12 protein-coding genes and 2 tRNA genes are annotated in these 15145 nt (G+C 60.3%); 4 read left to right on the forward strand and 10 right to left on the reverse strand.

Annotation, left to right across the window (positions count from 1 at the left end; translation table 11 throughout):
• Positions 1-423: a F0F1 ATP synthase subunit epsilon gene (locus PYK22_RS14715; protein ID WP_041978426.1), complete on the forward strand. Its 423-nt coding sequence runs from the start codon at positions 1-3 to the stop codon at positions 421-423.
• 313 nt (positions 424-736) lie between these two features.
• On the opposite strand, the gene PYK22_RS14720 is transcribed toward PYK22_RS14715, so the two are convergent.
• Both PYK22_RS14720 and PYK22_RS14725 read right to left on the reverse strand, forming a co-directional pair.
• On the reverse strand, positions 737-1495 hold the full coding sequence (locus PYK22_RS14720; RefSeq protein ID WP_041979228.1) for a pyridoxine 5'-phosphate synthase: 759 nt from the start codon (positions 1493-1495) through the stop codon (positions 737-739).
• Positions 1496-1837: 342 nt separating this feature from the next.
• Positions 1838-2674 carry a dolichyl-phosphate beta-glucosyltransferase gene (locus PYK22_RS14725; protein WP_041978429.1) on the reverse strand — a complete coding sequence of 279 codons (837 nt, stop codon included), beginning with the start codon at positions 2672-2674 and terminating at the stop codon, positions 1838-1840.
• Positions 2675-2836: 162 nt separating this feature from the next.
• Here PYK22_RS14725 and PYK22_RS14730 point away from each other — a divergent pair, with 162 nt between their 5' ends.
• Entirely contained in the window at positions 2837-4531 is a 1695-nt protein-coding gene (locus PYK22_RS14730) for a S41 family peptidase (RefSeq protein WP_060635730.1), read from the forward strand.
• 147 nt (positions 4532-4678) lie between these two features.
• Here PYK22_RS14730 and PYK22_RS14735 read toward each other — a convergent pair whose 3' ends face one another.
• The 6 genes from PYK22_RS14735 to PYK22_RS14760 all read right to left on the reverse strand — a co-directional run bounded on the left by PYK22_RS14735 (position 4679) and on the right by PYK22_RS14760 (position 8815).
• Positions 4679-5458 carry an endonuclease/exonuclease/phosphatase family protein gene (locus tag PYK22_RS14735; RefSeq protein ID WP_083437891.1) on the reverse strand — a complete coding sequence of 260 codons (780 nt, stop codon included), beginning with the start codon at positions 5456-5458 and terminating at the stop codon, positions 4679-4681.
• Between the two features lie 498 nt (positions 5459-5956).
• Positions 5957-6032 (reverse strand) — tRNA-Ala (locus tag PYK22_RS14740).
• Positions 6033-6144: 112 nt separating this feature from the next.
• Complete coding sequence (locus PYK22_RS14745; protein ID WP_041978431.1) at positions 6145-6360, reverse strand: hypothetical protein; 216 nt, start codon at positions 6358-6360, stop codon at positions 6145-6147.
• A gap of 228 nt (positions 6361-6588) precedes the next feature.
• Complete coding sequence (locus PYK22_RS14750; protein ID WP_041978433.1) at positions 6589-7374, reverse strand: enoyl-CoA hydratase/isomerase family protein; 786 nt, start codon at positions 7372-7374, stop codon at positions 6589-6591.
• 118 nt (positions 7375-7492) lie between these two features.
• Positions 7493-7894: a PilZ domain-containing protein gene (locus tag PYK22_RS14755; protein WP_157770914.1), complete on the reverse strand. Its 402-nt coding sequence runs from the start codon at positions 7892-7894 to the stop codon at positions 7493-7495.
• Between the two features lie 27 nt (positions 7895-7921).
• Positions 7922-8815, reverse strand: coding sequence for a 3-hydroxyacyl-CoA dehydrogenase family protein (locus tag PYK22_RS14760; RefSeq protein WP_041979235.1), 894 nt, complete (start codon positions 8813-8815; stop codon positions 7922-7924).
• Between the two features lie 146 nt (positions 8816-8961).
• On the opposite strand from PYK22_RS14760, the gene trxB reads away from it, so the two are divergent.
• Complete coding sequence (trxB, locus tag PYK22_RS14765) at positions 8962-10110, forward strand: thioredoxin-disulfide reductase (RefSeq protein ID WP_211197727.1); 1149 nt, start codon at positions 8962-8964, stop codon at positions 10108-10110.
• A gap of 77 nt (positions 10111-10187) precedes the next feature.
• Here the strand turns inward: trxB and PYK22_RS14770 are convergent, their stop codons facing one another.
• Both PYK22_RS14770 and PYK22_RS14775 read right to left on the reverse strand, forming a co-directional pair.
• The gene (locus tag PYK22_RS14770; RefSeq protein WP_060635731.1) at positions 10188-10604 is read right to left on the reverse strand and encodes a winged helix-turn-helix transcriptional regulator; all 417 of its coding nucleotides are present in this window, start codon (positions 10602-10604) and stop codon (positions 10188-10190) included.
• 133 nt (positions 10605-10737) lie between these two features.
• Positions 10738-10814: transfer RNA gene (locus tag PYK22_RS14775), tRNA-Glu, on the reverse strand.
• A gap of 419 nt (positions 10815-11233) precedes the next feature.
• On the opposite strand from PYK22_RS14775, the gene PYK22_RS14780 reads away from it, so the two are divergent.
• A complete protein-coding gene (locus PYK22_RS14780) occupies positions 11234-14995 on the forward strand; it encodes an FAD-dependent oxidoreductase (protein WP_083437935.1) in 3762 nt (1253 codons plus the stop codon).
• Positions 14996-15145: the final 150 nt, after the last annotated feature.

Genomic DNA, 15145 nt, shown 5'->3' on the forward strand with positions numbered 1-15145 from the left:
ATGGCAGAGCAGATTCAACTCGAAGTGATCACGCCCGAAAGGCGCGTCGTCTCGGAGCGAGTTGACGCGGTCACTGTTCCCGCGCTCGGCGGCGAGATCGGCGTCCTGCCGGGCCATGCGCCGCTCATCTCGCAGATCCAGACGGGGATCCTCTCCTACACGCAAGGCGGCGCGACGCATCGGTTGCACGTCTCCGGCGGCTTCGTCGAAGTGAGCGACGATCAGGTGACCGTGCTCGCCGATGTCGCAGAGCTTCCCGAAGAGATAGACGCCGCGCGAGCTAGACGCGCGCGCGAACAGGCCGAAAAGATCCTGAGTTCATTCAGCGGCGATCAAGAAGAGTTCGCCCGCGCGATGGCCAAGCTGGAGCGCTCGCTCGTGCGCATTCAACTGGCCGAAGAGTTCGAAGCGATTCGTCGCTAACCGCGCGCTCGATTCAACGACAAGAAATTCGCTCTCACCGCCCCCTCTCGTTTGACCTCGACAGGCCACCCATGCGCGCGTTGGACCAAGGAGACGATCCGCTCGCTTGTTTCATGGTTGACACGAAGCGTCATGTGTGGCATGATAGCGCTGATTCAGCGTCAACTTTCGGCCCGCTTTCCGCGAGGCCGATCAGAGCGCCGAGCGTCGCGTGAACGAGAAGTGTTGGGAGCCGCTTCCGGTCTTGCGCTCGGCGCTTTTCTTGCGCGCAGCGCGCCGGAGTTTCTCGCCGCTCGCGGACGAGTCAACGCGCTTACGTTCGCTCCGCTCCCTCGCGAATGGCGGCGAGCATGTCGCGCACGGCGCGCTCCAAGCCGACGAGCACGGCGCGCGCGATGATGTTGTGTCCGATGTTAAATTCGGCTATTTCGCGGATGGCGGCGATTGCGCCGATGTTGCGGTAGGTCAGCCCGTGTCCGGCGGCGACGCGCAACTTTCGACGGGCGGCGAAGGCGGCGGCTTTACGCAAACGATCCAGCTCGCGCGCGATGCGCTCTTCGTTCGTCGGATGCGCGCCCGCTGGGAGCATCGTCGCTTCGGCGTAGGCGGCGGTGCAGAGTTCCACCTGATCTGCGCCCGCATCGCATGCCGCTTCGATCTGATCCTCTTCCGGATCGATGAAGACGCTGGCGATGATGCCGCGTTCGCGCAACGCGCTGACGCTTGCGCGCACCGCATCGAGATTGGCGCGCGCATCGAGTCCGCCTTCGGTCGTGATCTCGCCCGGGCGTTCTGCGACCAGCGTGACGGCGTCGGGGCGAGCATCACAGGCGATCTTGATCATCTCTTCGGTGGCAGCCATCTCGACGTTCAAGTAGGTCGTGACGGCTTGGCGCAGGATGTAAAGGTCTCGATCTTGGATATGGCGGCGATCGCCTCGTAGGTGGATTGTGATGCCGTCGGCTCCGGCCTGTTCGCAGATCATGGCCGCAGCGACGACGCTCGGTTCCGTCGTTCGCCGCGCCTGTCGAACGGTGGCGACATGGTCGATGTTGACATTAAGTCGAGCGATCATAACTTTCGCGGAGACCGGCCCTTCGATTTTTAGGCTCACGGAATATTCTTTATTGACGGGCGCAAGAAAAAGCAAATCGGCGCTGGGTTCATCGGACGCCGCCATGAAGCATCGTTTCTTCGACGCCTCATACCTGGAATCTATCCTCACAAATTCCGGCCCGACCGTAGGCGCACACCTTGCGTGCCCGCGCGACCGACATCTTCACAAGTATCTGGCCCGGATCCCTCTTGGCCCTCGCCATCTTCGTGCTTCTAGTTTGAAGCGCTTTCCTGAGCGATCGATCTAGATTCAATCTGTCCCGTAGCTTCGAGCCAACGAATTTTCGTCCGTCTCGATCTAGATCCGGCTGCTGCTCAACTCCTGAGGCACGTCGCTCAGTTCTTGTGGCGTTGGGCGGCGCAGTTCTTCGGCAAGCTGTGCGCGTGCCGAGGCGATCGCTCGATCGTAATCTCCAGCGCGCGCGCGACGCCGGATGGAGAGCACTTCGTTGAGCATGCGGAAACTATCGCGGGCGACGTTGACTTTGCTCCCTTCGTTGTGATTCCAGCGCACAGCTCGCTCGAGGAGTCGCAGTCCGGCGCGGTACGCGACGAAGAGCAATTCGACATCGAAGCCGAAGCGGTCGACCGTCGCCGCCTCGATGATCGGACGGCAGACGCTCATGCGGAAGGCTTTGAATCCGCACTGCGTATCCCAAAAGGGCATCCCCGTCGCCAGCCGGACAATTAAGTTGAAGATGCGTCCGCTCTGCTTTCTGCGCCAGGGTTGATCTACGCCGATCAGGCTTCGATCCAGCGCGCGCGAGCCGAAGACTAGATCGTACTCGCCGCTTGCGATCGGCGCGACGATTTTCGGTATCTCGGAGAGCGGCGTGGAGAGATCGGCGTCGGTGAAAAGGGCGATGGGCGCTTGCGCCGCTAAGAGTCCGGTGCGGACCGCGTAACCTTTGCCTCGATTCGGCTCGTAACGGATGAGCCGCGCGGCGACCCGATCGGAGCGAGCGAGGATGCTTTCAGCGATCTTCGCCGTGTCGTCGCGCGAACCATCATCGACGACGATCAATTCGGCTGCCGCATCATAGTCGTTCAAGTAGACGAGAATGCTCTGTAGGGTTTTCCCTAGTCGCGCCGCTTCGTTATAAGCGGGGATGATGATGGAAAGAGCGAGTGACATATCGAGATGAGAATCCCTTTCAACGCGCTTCTTTGCGCCGGATTGAAACGATTCGAGGCCAGCCCCCTGCGCAATATAGCATAAACTGGCGCAGAGCGCGCGATTTCGGTGCAGGCGGATACGCATGGTAATATGTTGCCGGCAGGGTGAGGCTGAGACCGTATGAGCAAATCATTCGGCATCGTCGCCGTCTTTATCATCGTTGCTTCGACTCTGATCGGCGGCGCGCTGGGCAAAAGGCTTCTGCCGTTACGGGCGGGCGATCGTTCGACGGATGCGATCCAGAGGATAGAAGAGGACTATCGCGAGGCGCTCAACATCATTTCGGCCAACTATGCGGGCGAGATAGATTACGAGAGGTTGAATCAGACCTCGATCCAAGGGATGCTTTTAACGCTCGACCCGCACTCGAACTTCTTCACGCGCGCCGAGTTCCAGCGTTTGCGTGAGGATCAAGAGTCGCGCTTTTACGGGATCGGCATCTCGATCCTGCGCCATCGCGATGGCGTCTACGTACAGTCGGTGGTCGAAGGGACGCCTGCCGCGCGTGCCGGGCTTCGGTATGGCGATCGCATCCTCGAAGTTGACGGACAGGATGCGCGCGACTGGAGCACGGAGCAGGCGTCGCGTAAGATTCGCGGCGAACGGGGCGAGCCGGTGACGCTGAAGATCGAGCGGGCGGGCGAACAAGCGCCGCTCTATTTGACGATCGTGCGCGATGCGGTCCCGCTGCCCTCGATACGTCTCGCTTTCATGATCCGACCGGGCATCGGTTACATCGGGTTGACCGGCGGTTTTACGCACACCTCGGCTGATGAACTGCGGCGCGCGATCGCCGATCTCAAACGGCAAGGCATGCGTCAGCTCATCCTCGATCTGCGAAACAATCCGGGCGGTCTGCTCGAACAAGCGATCGGCGTCGCTGGGCAATTTCTCGATTATGGGCAGGTGATCGTTTCGGTGCGCGGTCGCGAGTATCCGGAGCCGAAGGTGTATCGCAATTACGAGCGCGATCCTGAGCAGATGCCGCTCGTCGTCCTGATAAATCGTGGGTCGGCTTCCGCTTCGGAAATAGTCGCCGGAGCGATTCAAGATCATGGGCGCGGTCTGATCGTCGGCGAGACGAGTTTCGGCAAGGGGCTGGTCCAGCGCGTCTTCCAACTCCCATTCGGCACCGGCCTGACGTTAACGACGGCAAAATATTACACGCCCTACGGACGTCTGATTCAGCGCCAATATACGAGCGGTTCTTTCTATGACTACTACACGCGCCGCGGCGCGAACGAAATGAATTCGGGGCCGCAAACGTCTCGTCCCGGATCGCCGACCATCGCCGCGCCCGAAGCGACGCCACGCCCGTCGCCGACCGGACCGGCGATCAGGACCGCTGGCGGGCGCCTCTTTTACGGCGGCGGCGGGATTACCCCGGACATCGAAGTCAAACCGATAGAGATCGACACCCCACTGCGCGGGCGCATCTTCGAAGCCGCTTTCTACTTCACACGCCAGTTGGTCGCCGGTCAAATCCAGGGCTTGGAAAGCTACCGTATCGAGAAGGTGCAGTTCAATCACGTGCCGCGCCCGACCGATTACCCGGTGACCGAAAAGGTACTCGAAGCCTTCCGCGAATTCCTGCAACGCTCGCCGGAGTTTGGGGTGAAGCCAGCGCAGGTTGATGCCGATCTCGAATTCGTCAAGCTTCGCTTGCGCGATGAGATCATCACCGCCGCATACGGGAGCGAAGCTGGAACGCGCGTCCTACTTGAAAGCGATCCGCAACTTCTGCGCGCCATCGAGGCGTTACCGGAAGCGAAGCGTCTGGCCGAGGCCGTGCGTCGCGGCGAATCGATCGGTTGAAAGCGCCTTCGAACCGAGGATCGGGTGGAGCTCTAACGCGCGCTGCCGATTGGAAGCCAAGCGGTTCCCGCTCTTGTCGCTCAGCGATCCCTTCAGCTCGAACTTTGCGTGCTCCTCATTGACCGGTCTTGATCCTCTATCCCGCGCTCATCCCCAGGCGAAATCGGCGACGATCGGCAGATGATCTGAAGCGATCAGCGAAGCGCGTGTGCGGTGAAGGCGCAAGCTTTCGAGTTTGAGCGATGAATCGTAATAGATGTGGTCTAGGTGGACCAGCGGCAAGATCCCCGGGTAAGTGCGCGGGCGACCCAAATGATAACGGATGTCGGCGCTTTGAAGATGCGTGGCGAGGAGGAATGAAGCGAGCCCGCGCTTCCACTCGTTGAAATCCCCGAGAAGGATGCGCGCGCCATTCAGTTCCGCGTTGTTCAAAATCTCCGCGCTGATCAGACGGCGCGCTTGGTGTCGGCGTTCGACATAGCCGGTGCCGAAATGGGCGTTGAAAACGTGTAAGATGAACCCTTCGCCAAGGCTTATATCCGCGCGCAAGCAACCGCGCCGTTCGCGCCAACGCCAGGAGATATCGTAATTATGCGAGTAGAGCACCGCAAAGCGCGAAAGGATGGCGTTGCCGTACCCTATGCCATTTAACCGACGGTTTTCCCCGAAACATAGTTCGTATCCGAGCGCATGGGCGATCTCGCGCGCTTGATCCGGCACATGCGCCGAACCGCTCGCGCTGAAGATCTCCTGGAGCGCGATGATGTCGGCATCTATCTCGCGCAGAACTTCGATGATGCGGGCGGGGCGCACGCGCCGGTCCAGCCCGCAACACTTATGCACGTTGTAGGTGACAACGCGAAATGCCGGCGGACATGCAAAACTGACGCAAGCCCCTGCCGTTGGTTGATTGCTAGAATGCGCCATTAACGACTTTGCGGGTCGATTTAGCGTTTATCGAAAACAGCCTTCGGCGAAAACGCGCCTCTGTTTGTCGCGCGTTTGGTTGAGTCGCTTATTAAGCCGGTCTTGCCGCCAAAAGCTCTTTGAGTCAAGAGACCTATCGAGTATAGTCTGACAAGATATCGATCTCTTCTGCGGAACGACATCTAGCCCACCCTGTTTGTTTGATGACTTCAGTGCCAGCAAGATCAATCACCTTCAGTTTGCCTGAACGACATCTAGCCCGCCCTTGTTTGATGACTTCGGTAGAGCGCCCAAAGCGTCCGTGCAATTTTGCATTTACGGTTACAGGCTCGATTGGGGCTCTGTGAAGCTTGTCGTGCGCGACGTCATATCGCATCCCTTCAGCGACCGGGCGGCTGTAAAGATTCGGGGGCCTTTGCTTCAAAGCGACCTGTTTTCCGCTTTATATTGAAGCTCGGACGAGATGTCAAAGGGCTAATCGAGATCTGCGAGAGGGAATGGTGGAGCCGAGGGGAGTCGAACCCCTGACCTCGTGAATGCCATTCACGCGCTCTCCCAACTGAGCTACGGCCCCGATGAAGCAATAGAGTGGCGGTACGTCACTAAAGATTAGCTTGCGATAGGCATTCAAGTCAAGCGCCCGCCTTGGTAGAAGCAGCAATCTCGCTTGTCTTGAAATCGCGAACTCAATCCGACCGCCCGCGCGCGGCGATAAAAGCCGCCGTCGCGCCGCCGATGAGCAGAAGCAGGCCGGCGGCGATGCGCATCCCGTTGGGGATGGGGCGGACTCGAGCGTCGGTGATGAGAAGGCCGACGCTCGGTTCGATGAAGGCGGCGCGATAGGCGATCACGCCGCCGATTGCTGCGATAACTATCCCGAGGGTGGCGATCACGAGTCGCATGTTCTACTGGTCCAATCAAAGATGCATTCCTTAAGATGGCCGGAAGCGAGATGGTCAGCGCGTCCACGGCGAGAGACCGCCACGCCTCATGGAGTCCCGTTTGGTCTCGGGCGTGCGGTTTCTGAAGCATTCACGAACGCCCGATAAATGCGCATCCAATTCTTTCTGGCGTTGGGAGCCAGAAGGCGGCGAGCCGTGAGTGGGTGACATCTAGCTTCCGCATCCAGCCTATCGACCTTTGAAGTCTGGCTTCCTCTTTTCGAGGAAAGCGCGCACTCCCTCTTCTTTGTCCTCGGTTGAGAAGCAGAGGGCGAAAAGATCTATCTCGCGTCGCAGCCCTTCATCGAGGAGCGAGCGCGAGGCGGTTTTGATCGCCTCTTTGGCCAATCGAAGGGCGATCGGGCTCTTTTCGGCGATCCTGTTGGCGATCTCCATCGTTTTCGCTTCGAGCTCTGCGGCTGGGACGACCATGTTGACGAGGCCGATCTGGTAGGCGGTGCGCGCATCGATGATGTCGCCCGTCAAGATCAGCTCCATCGCTTTGCCTTCGCCGACGAGCCGGGTCAGGCGTTGCGTTCCGCCGCCGCCGGGGATGATTCCGAGGTTGATTTCCGGCTGACCGAACGAGGCCGTATCGCTCGCAATGCGCAGATCGCAGGCGAGCGCCAGTTCGCAACCGCCGCCCAAGCAGTAACCGTTGATCATGGCGATCACCGGTTTAGGGAAGGTGTCGATCGCCGTGAAGAGCGACCGACCGAGCATCACTTCGCGCTGTGTGATGGCCGTGCGTCCGGCGAATTCGGAGATATCGGCGCCAGCGACGAAAGCTTTATCTCCGGCGCCGGTGATGATCACGACGCGAACGCGATCATCGCCACGCAACTCATCCAAAGCCGCCGCGCCTTCTTCGCGCGTTTTGATATTGAGCGCGTTTCTCTTATCCGGACGATTGATGGTGATGATGGCGACGCGATCGCGCCGTTCGAGCAAGATGGTTTCGTATGTTTGCGCCATGTTGAACCCCCTGAAGGATGATGAGAAGATGGAACGAACATGGTGAGGGGCGTCTAGGGACGCTCCCGTTTTACAACCCCTCTCGCGATCGAAGGATGTCGAACGTCGAGCGGGCCGATCAGGGGTTCGGCTCCTGATCGGCGTTTTGGGGCTCTCTCTTCTTCTCCGCGGGCGCGTGTTCATCTGCGACCCACGAGACGAAGAGCCTGATCCAATGCTCCGTCGGTTCGAGTATTTGGACGCCGACGCGCGCCGTCCCGTAGATGGCCGGCGCGATGCGCGCCACGCGAGCCGTGACTTCGATGGGCGTCCCATCTGCTCGATGGGTGCGGATGTAGAGTTGGTCGCCGACGTTGACTTTTTGATTGAGATGGAAGAGCGCGCCCATCGTCGAGATGTCGTCCGTTTCGGTCGGTTCGCTCCAGGCGGCGCCGTCTTCCGTGCGCCCGGAGACTACGATGGGCAAGCGCAGCGCCATGCGGAGCGCGAATCGCCTCTCTTCATTGCTTTGTCTGGCCATTGAATCCTCGCGTTGCATCGGATGCTCTCATCCCTTCGTCTGCGCTTCCGCTTCCCACCGGTAGAACCCCTCGCCGGTCTTTTTGCCGAGCTTGCCTTCGGCCACCAAGCGGCGCAAGATCTCGGGCGGACGAAACGTCTCCGATCCCAGCTTGCGATAGAGATATTCGGCGATGTTCAAGCGCACGTCCAATCCGATCAGGTCGCTCAGCTTGAGCGGTCCCATTGGGTGGTTGTAACCGAGTTCCATCGCTAGGTCGATATCGCGTGCGCTCGCCACGCCCTCTTCGAGCATTCGCATCGCTTCGAGCCCAAGGGCGACGCCGAGTCTGCTCGACGCGAATCCCGGCACATCGCGCACGATGATCGCTTCCTTTCGCATCCGTTGGCTTATGCGGCGGATTGCGGCGACCGTCTCTTCGCTCGTTTCGTCGCCGACGACGATCTCGACGAGCCGCATGATGTGGACGGGATTGAAAAAGTGCATGCCGATGACGCGCTCGGCGCAGCGCGCGGCGCGAGCGATCTCGCTGATCGAAAGGGATGAGGTGTTTGTCGCAAAGATGAAAGGGCGCGTCGCTATCTGTTCCACCTGGCGAAGGAGCTGCTGTTTGAGTTCCAACCTTTCCGGCACGGCTTCGATGAAGAGCTCGGCGTGGCGCGTCTCCTCTAGTCGAAGCGTGCCGCGGATCCTCTGGAGCGTGAGGTCGCGCTCCTCATCGGTCAACTTGCCGAGTTGGATGGCGCGATCGAGGTTGCGCTCGATCATCTCCACGGCGCGCGCCAGCGCACCCCGATCTGTATCGTGTAGGATGACGCGATAGCCAGCCATCGCCGCGACCTGCGCGATCCCATGGCCCATCGTGCCCGCGCCGAGCACGGCGATCGTTTCAATCTCATTGGGTGAGTTTTCCACCTGCATCAGCGAATCCTTAAGCGAGGAAGTCCCATCCGAGCCCTCGACCGGGGTTTCGACTTGTGCGCGCACAAAAGTTATACTACACGCGGAGGCGAAAGGCTAGACCAAATTTCCCTTTAGCCATGAGTTCGCTCCGTGATGTTAAAGAGATGAGAGAGGACGATCAAACCGCTGTCATGTCGAGCGAGAAGCGAGAGGTTATCAGAAAAGATGTCGTCATCATCGGTTCGGGCCCGGCAGGTTTGACGGCAGCGATCTATGCGGCGCGGGCCGATCTGAAGCCGCTGGTGATCGACGGTCCACAGCCGGGCGGGCAGTTGATGATCACGACGGAGGTCGAAAACTATCCGGGTTTTTCGAAAGGCATCCTCGGGCCGGAGCTGATGGAGGAGTTCCGTGCGCAGGCGGCGCGTTTCGGCGCGGAGTTCTTGAGCGCGTGGATCGAACGGGTTGATTTGAGCCAGCGTCCATTCACGATCGAAACGGATGGGCCGATCATCAAAGCGCGCACGCTGATCATCGCTTCGGGCGCTTCGGCCAAATGGCTTGGCGTTCCAGGCGAAGAGCCGGCCCCTAAGGGGTTTGGCGGTCGCGGCGTGAGCGCTTGTGCCACTTGCGATGGGTTCTTTTACAAAGGCAAGCACGTCGTCGTCGTCGGCGGTGGCGATACGGCGATGGAAGAGGCCGTGTTCCTGACGCGCTACGCCTCGCGCGTGACGGTCATCCATCGGCGCGATCGGCTGCGCGCCTCGAAGATCATGCAGGACAAGGCCTTCAAAAACCCCAAGATCGATTTTCTGTGGGATACGGTCGTGACCGAGATCGTCGGCAATGATGAGCAAGGGGTGACGGGGGTGCGTATTCGCAACGTCAAGACGGGCGAAGAGCGGATCTTCCCCTGCGAAGGCGTTTTCGTCGCCATCGGGCATAAGCCGAATACGGAACTGTTTCGCGGACAGCTCGAAATGGATGAGATGGGGTACATCATCACCAGCGGACGTTCAATGGCGACGAGCGTCCCGGGAGTCTTCGCTTGCGGCGATGTGCAGGACCCATTCTATCGCCAAGCCGTGACGGCAGCAGGCACCGGTTGCATGGCGGCGATCGACGCTGAACGATTCCTCGATGATCTGCCCGTCGAGATGCCGGATGGCGAGGAGGTCACTATCGAAGGCGAAGTCATCACGCCAGATCACGAGCTGATCATCACGCCAGAGGGCGAGGTGATCCCCAACAGGACGCTTGAATCGGCTGAAGGCGCATCGGAAGAGGTGAAAGAGGGCGCTGCGCAGTCCTGAGCAGTTCAGCCATCAACTCGCGAGTTCGTTCGATCACTGTCGCTTGAGGCGTGAAGCTGGCCGCCGTGGGTGAACCCTCAAAGGAGCACGACCGGCACCTCTGGTCGCGCCGGCTGATTGGTGCGTCGCGGACAGGCGTCGCAGTAAGAACCGCGCTGACGGCGGCGATCCTCACATTCGTTGCACCCCAGAGCCTCGCCTACGCGCCGCAGCGCATCGAGCAGCGGGATCAAAAGCCTCCCGCGCTCGGTCAGCCTGTATTCGACGTGTGGCGGGCTGCCGTCGAACTCGCGCCGTTCGATGAGAGAGGCCTGTTCCATTTCGCGCAGCCTTTCGACGAGCGTTCGACTGCTGATCGGGTGAAGCGCTGCTAGAAGCTCCGTCGTGCGGCGCGGACCGCGCGCTAGATCGCGCACTACGAGCAGCGTCCAGCGGTCACCAACCCACTGGAGCGCGCCCATCACGGGACAGCCATCGCCTTCGCGTCGCCTCATGGCTCAAAACTCTGCTCGAGCGAAAATTCCCATCAAGCTTAAGGGCAAAAGCGCTTCGCTTCAAGGTCTAGGGCGCGTGGTTTCAAACGAAAAGGGCTACCGTGACGAAAAACGGTAGCCCGCTGAAGATCTTTGGCAGCGCATACGGGACTCGAACCCGTGATCTCCGCCTTGAGAGGGCGGCGTGTTAACCAGCTACACCAATGCGCCGCAAGGCTCGGAATTTTAGCAGAATCGAAACCTAATTGTCCATGTGCGAGCGAGTCGAGCGTATTTCGCCGACAGCAGCAAGCTCGGCGAGTCTATTTGTCCATGTGCGAGCGAGTTTGGGTGCCTTCTCAGCAGAAAGGCTCAACGCTCGCAGAAGGGCCCGGGAAGATGCTATACTCATCGACTTTGATAAGCCTCGAGATATTTCGCCAGTGTGATCAAAGGCACGGAGTGAGGTCCATGTTCACACGGATAATGCACAGCCGGGCTATCTCTCGTTGAGCTTGAACAGCTCGATGAGGTCCACGTTCACACGGATAATGCGCAACGCTCATTAGGGGGCGGGCCGAGAAGGGGGCTAAAATAGCTTGTGATATTTCGAGTTCGGATAGAGGATTTGAAGTCGGACCGTTTTGATCATGAGTAATGCCATCATCGAACAGAATCATACCGCGCACAACGCCCTAACTGGCGCCGCGGAAGAGCTCGAACTCGGGGTCGTTGGGTTCACTTACGCCGATCTTTATCGACCCGAGCGCTTGCGGGATTTGGCGGAAGCCTTCTATGGGGAGCTAAAGCGTAGCGATGCGGCGCTTCACGAGAGGTTGATGGAGTATGTGCGGACGCGCGGCGCTGCTTTCAAGGGGAAGGCGGAATCCGAGCTGTTGATCGCCGCTGCGCCGCATCTGTCGCGCTTCATCGCGCGCCTGTTTCGCATTGAAGAAGAGCGTCGCGCGCAGATCGAAGCCGTCCGGCGAGAGGATCCCGTTTTCGCCTTCAAGTATTTCGTCGCGCGCCGGGCGACGAAGAACTTTCCGCCCGAAAAGGTCGCCGATCTGGATCCAGCCGTACTCGATCGCGCCTTAGCGGAGTTTCGCCGCGTCGTTTTCCCCGAAACGCTCGACGATGATGAAGAGCTTGCCATCGCGCGCATCACCGTGCGCTTGCTCGAGTGGGAGAAAGAGTTAGAGCAGAGCGGCAAGCAGCAGGTGCCCGTCGGCGTCGAAACGGCGCAGGCCATACGGGCGGCGCGCGAGCGAGTGTCGTCTCGTGCTCCCGCGGCGCGCGACTTTATGAGCCGGTGGCGGGATGGCGAGGCGGATGTGGACTTGGGATTCGTCCGTTCCGCATTGAAACTGATCGAAGCGTGGGTTGGCGCGCATGCCGCCAAAGCGCGCGCGCGCGTGCGCGGTTGGGCGTCGTTCCGCTCGCCGCACCATTTCGACTACGCGAATCTGGTCCCGATCGAACGCCCGCGGGCCGATCTCCCCGAATTGATGCGCGGACTCGCAGAACATCTGCGGCGGCGCGATGGATTTCGCTTGACCGACCGGCGCGCCGGTTTACGACAGGTGCTCGATGAAGTTCACTACTGCTTGATCTGTCACGAGCGCGACAAGGATTCATGCTCCAAGGGGATGCGCGAGCGCGATGGTTCCACCAAGCGCAACCCGCTCGGCATCGAGCTTCAAGGCTGCCCGCTTGATGAGAAGATCTCCGAGATGCATTCACTCAAGCGCGAAGGCGATAGCATCGCCGCGCTCGCGCTCGTGATGATCGACAACCCGATGTGCCCGGGGACCGGCCATCGCATCTGTAACGATTGCATGAAGTCGTGCATCTTCCAGAAGCAAGAGCCGGTCAACATCCCGCAAGTCGAAACGGGCGTGCTCACCGATGTGCTCAAGCTGCCCTACGGGTTCGAGATCTATTCGCTGCTGACGCGCTGGAATCCGCTCAACGCCAAGCGCCCTTACGCGCTTCCTTACAACGGCAAGAACGTGCTCATCGTGGGGCTCGGTCCGGCCGGCTACACGCTCGCGCAGTACCTTTTGAACGAAGGGTTCGGAGTGGTCGGCATCGACGGCTTGAAGATCGAGCCGTTGAAGCCGGAATTGATCGGCGATGAGACGAAGCCGCCGCGCCCCATCCGTGATTTGAGCGAAATCACCACGGAACTGGACCAGCGCGTGCTCGCCGGATTCGGCGGCGTCTCCGAGTACGGCATCACGGTCCGGTGGGACAAAAACTTCCTGACGATGATCCATCTGGCGCTCGCGCGCCGTCGCCACTTCCGCTTCTACGGCGGCATACGTTTCGGTGGGACGCTCACCATCGAAGACGCTTGGGCGCTCGGTTTCGACCACATCGCGATCGCGGCGGGCGCCGGTCGCCCGACGATCATCGACATGAAGAACAATTTGATCCGTGGCATCCGTAAGGCATCGGACTTCTTGATGGCCCTGCAGTTGACCGGCGCTTTCAAGCGCGATTCGCTCGCCAATTTGCAGGTGCGCTTGCCGGCGGTGGTCATCGGCGGCGGGTTGACGGCGATCGATACGGCGACGGAGTTGGCGGCTTACTATCCGGTGCAAGTCGAGAAGATGTTGGACCGGCACGAGCGATTGGTTGCCGAATTCGGCGAGGAGCGCGTCTGGGCGATGTTCGACGAAGAGGAGCGCGCGATCTACCGCGAATTCTTCGAACACGGGCGCGCCGTGCGCCGTGAGCGCGAGCGCGCCGCCGCTGCCGGTGAGCGACCGGATTTCGTCAAGCTCGTGCGCGCGTGGGGCGGCGTCTCGATCGTCTATCGACGTCGGTTGCAGGACTCGCCCGCCTACCGCTTGAATCACGAGGAAGTCGTGAAAGCGCTCGAAGAGGGGATCAGTTTCATCGAGAACATGAATCCGGTGGAAGCCGTGCCGGATCGTTACGGCGCGGTCGAGGCGTTGGTCTTCGAGCGCGTGCGGCTCAATCCAGAGAAAGGCAAATGGGAAGGGAGCGGCGAACTTGTCCGCCTCCCAGCGCGCACCGTGTGCGTCGCGGCGGGCACGAGTCCGAACATCACATACGAGAAGGAGCATCCCGGAACGTTCGTGCTCGACGAGCGCGGAGCCTATTTCGCTCCGCACAAGGCGGTGCGCGATGAAGAGGGCAACTGGCATCTCGTGCGCGCGGCAAAGGGCGAACCGGCTTTCTTCACTTCATATGAGCATGGCGATAAACATTTCGTCACCTTCTATGGCGATAACCACCCGACCTATGCAGGCAACGTCGTCAAGGCGATGGCCTCGGCTAAGCACGGTTACGAACAGGTGGTGGCGCTCTTTGCCGACGAGATCGCCGCTCTCAAGCCCGAAGAGCAAACGGCGCGTGAACTCGACTTCAAGCGGTTCATCGAGCGTCTGGACGAAGAGTTGATCGCGCGCGTCGTGCGCGTCGAGCGCCTGACGCCGACCATCGTCGAGGTCGTCGTGCGCGCGCCGATGCAAGCGCGCAAATTCCATCCGGGCCAGTTCTACCGTTTGCAGAACTACGAAGCGGACGCGCCCGAAGTCGAGGGCACGCGCTTGATGATGGAAGGCTTGGCTCTGACGGGTGCATGGGTTGATAAGGAGCGCGGCTTGCTCAGTCTGATCGTGCTCGAAATGGGCGCCTCGTCGCGCCTGTGCGCGCTGTTACGCCCAGGCCAACAGGTGGTGGTCATGGGGCCGACGGGGGCGCCGACCGAAATCCCAGCGGGCGAAACGGTGATGCTCGTCGGCGGCGGTTTGGGCAACGCCGTGCTCTTTTCGATCGCGCGCGCGCTGCGCGAGAACGGCTGTCGCGTCATCTACTTCGCCGGCTATCGGCGCGGCGAGGATCTTTTCAAGCGCGAAGAGATCGAAGCCGCCACCGATCAGGTCATCTGGGCGACCGATGCGGGCCGCGAGATCGAGCCGCACCGCCCGCAAGACAGGCATTTTCGCGGCAACATCGTCGAAGCGATGCTCGCTTATGCGGAAGGCCGGTTGGGACGGCAGCTCTTCGACCTGCGCGAGGTGGATCGGATCATCGTCATCGGCTCGGACGGAATGATGGCGGCGGTCAAGCGCGCACGACACACAGTGCTCGCGCCCTACTTGAAGGGTTCGCACGTGGCGATCGGCTCGATCAACAGTCCGATGCAGTGCATGCTGAAGGAGATCTGCGCGCAGTGTTTGCAGCGCCACGTCGATCCGCTGACGGGCGAAGAGAAATGCTTCGTCTTCTCCTGCTTCAATCAGGATCAGAAGCTCGACGAGGTTGACTTCAACAATCTGAGCAATCGTCTGCGTATGAACTCCGTGCAAGAGAAGCAAGCGAACCTTTGGCTCGATCTCCTGTTCCATCGGATGCGACGAGCGGCTGTGAGCGATTAGCCGCCAAGGAGAAGAGCGGTCGAAAACAGCGCGCTGAAATTCGGCGAGGCCGGTAGGCTTGCGAGGAAAGGCAGGTTTATAGCGGAGACTATTCTCCAAATCGCAGGCATCTTTGCTAGATGAGGTCCGTTTGAAGCGCACGATGGCTTC

The organism is Pyrinomonas methylaliphatogenes (assembly GCF_000820845.2).
In the GTDB taxonomy this organism is placed as follows: domain Bacteria; phylum Acidobacteriota; class Blastocatellia; order Pyrinomonadales; family Pyrinomonadaceae; genus Pyrinomonas; species Pyrinomonas methylaliphatogenes.

Bases quoted from the DNA above. Each gene is read 5' to 3' on its own strand.
- PYK22_RS14715 (WP_041978426.1), top strand. From the start codon at position 1: ATGGCAGAGCAGATTCAACTCGAAGTGATCACGCCCGAAAGGCGCGTC.
- PYK22_RS14725 (WP_041978429.1), bottom strand. From the start codon at position 2,674: ATGTCACTCGCTCTTTCCATCATCATCCCCGCTTATAACGAAGCGGCG.
- PYK22_RS14730 (WP_060635730.1), top strand. From the start codon at position 2,837: ATGAGCAAATCATTCGGCATCGTCGCCGTCTTTATCATCGTTGCTTCG.
- PYK22_RS14735 (WP_083437891.1), bottom strand. From the start codon at position 5,458: ATGGCGCATTCTAGCAATCAACCAACGGCAGGGGCTTGCGTCAGTTTT.
- PYK22_RS14745 (WP_041978431.1), bottom strand. From the start codon at position 6,360: ATGCGACTCGTGATCGCCACCCTCGGGATAGTTATCGCAGCAATCGGC.
- PYK22_RS14750 (WP_041978433.1), bottom strand. From the start codon at position 7,374: ATGGCGCAAACATACGAAACCATCTTGCTCGAACGGCGCGATCGCGTC.
- PYK22_RS14755 (WP_157770914.1), bottom strand. From the start codon at position 7,894: ATGGCCAGACAAAGCAATGAAGAGAGGCGATTCGCGCTCCGCATGGCG.
- PYK22_RS14760 (WP_041979235.1), bottom strand. From the start codon at position 8,815: ATGCAGGTGGAAAACTCACCCAATGAGATTGAAACGATCGCCGTGCTC.
- trxB (WP_211197727.1), top strand. From the start codon at position 8,962: ATGAGAGAGGACGATCAAACCGCTGTCATGTCGAGCGAGAAGCGAGAG.
- PYK22_RS14770 (WP_060635731.1), bottom strand. From the start codon at position 10,604: ATGAGGCGACGCGAAGGCGATGGCTGTCCCGTGATGGGCGCGCTCCAG.
- PYK22_RS14780 (WP_083437935.1), top strand. From the start codon at position 11,234: ATGAGTAATGCCATCATCGAACAGAATCATACCGCGCACAACGCCCTA.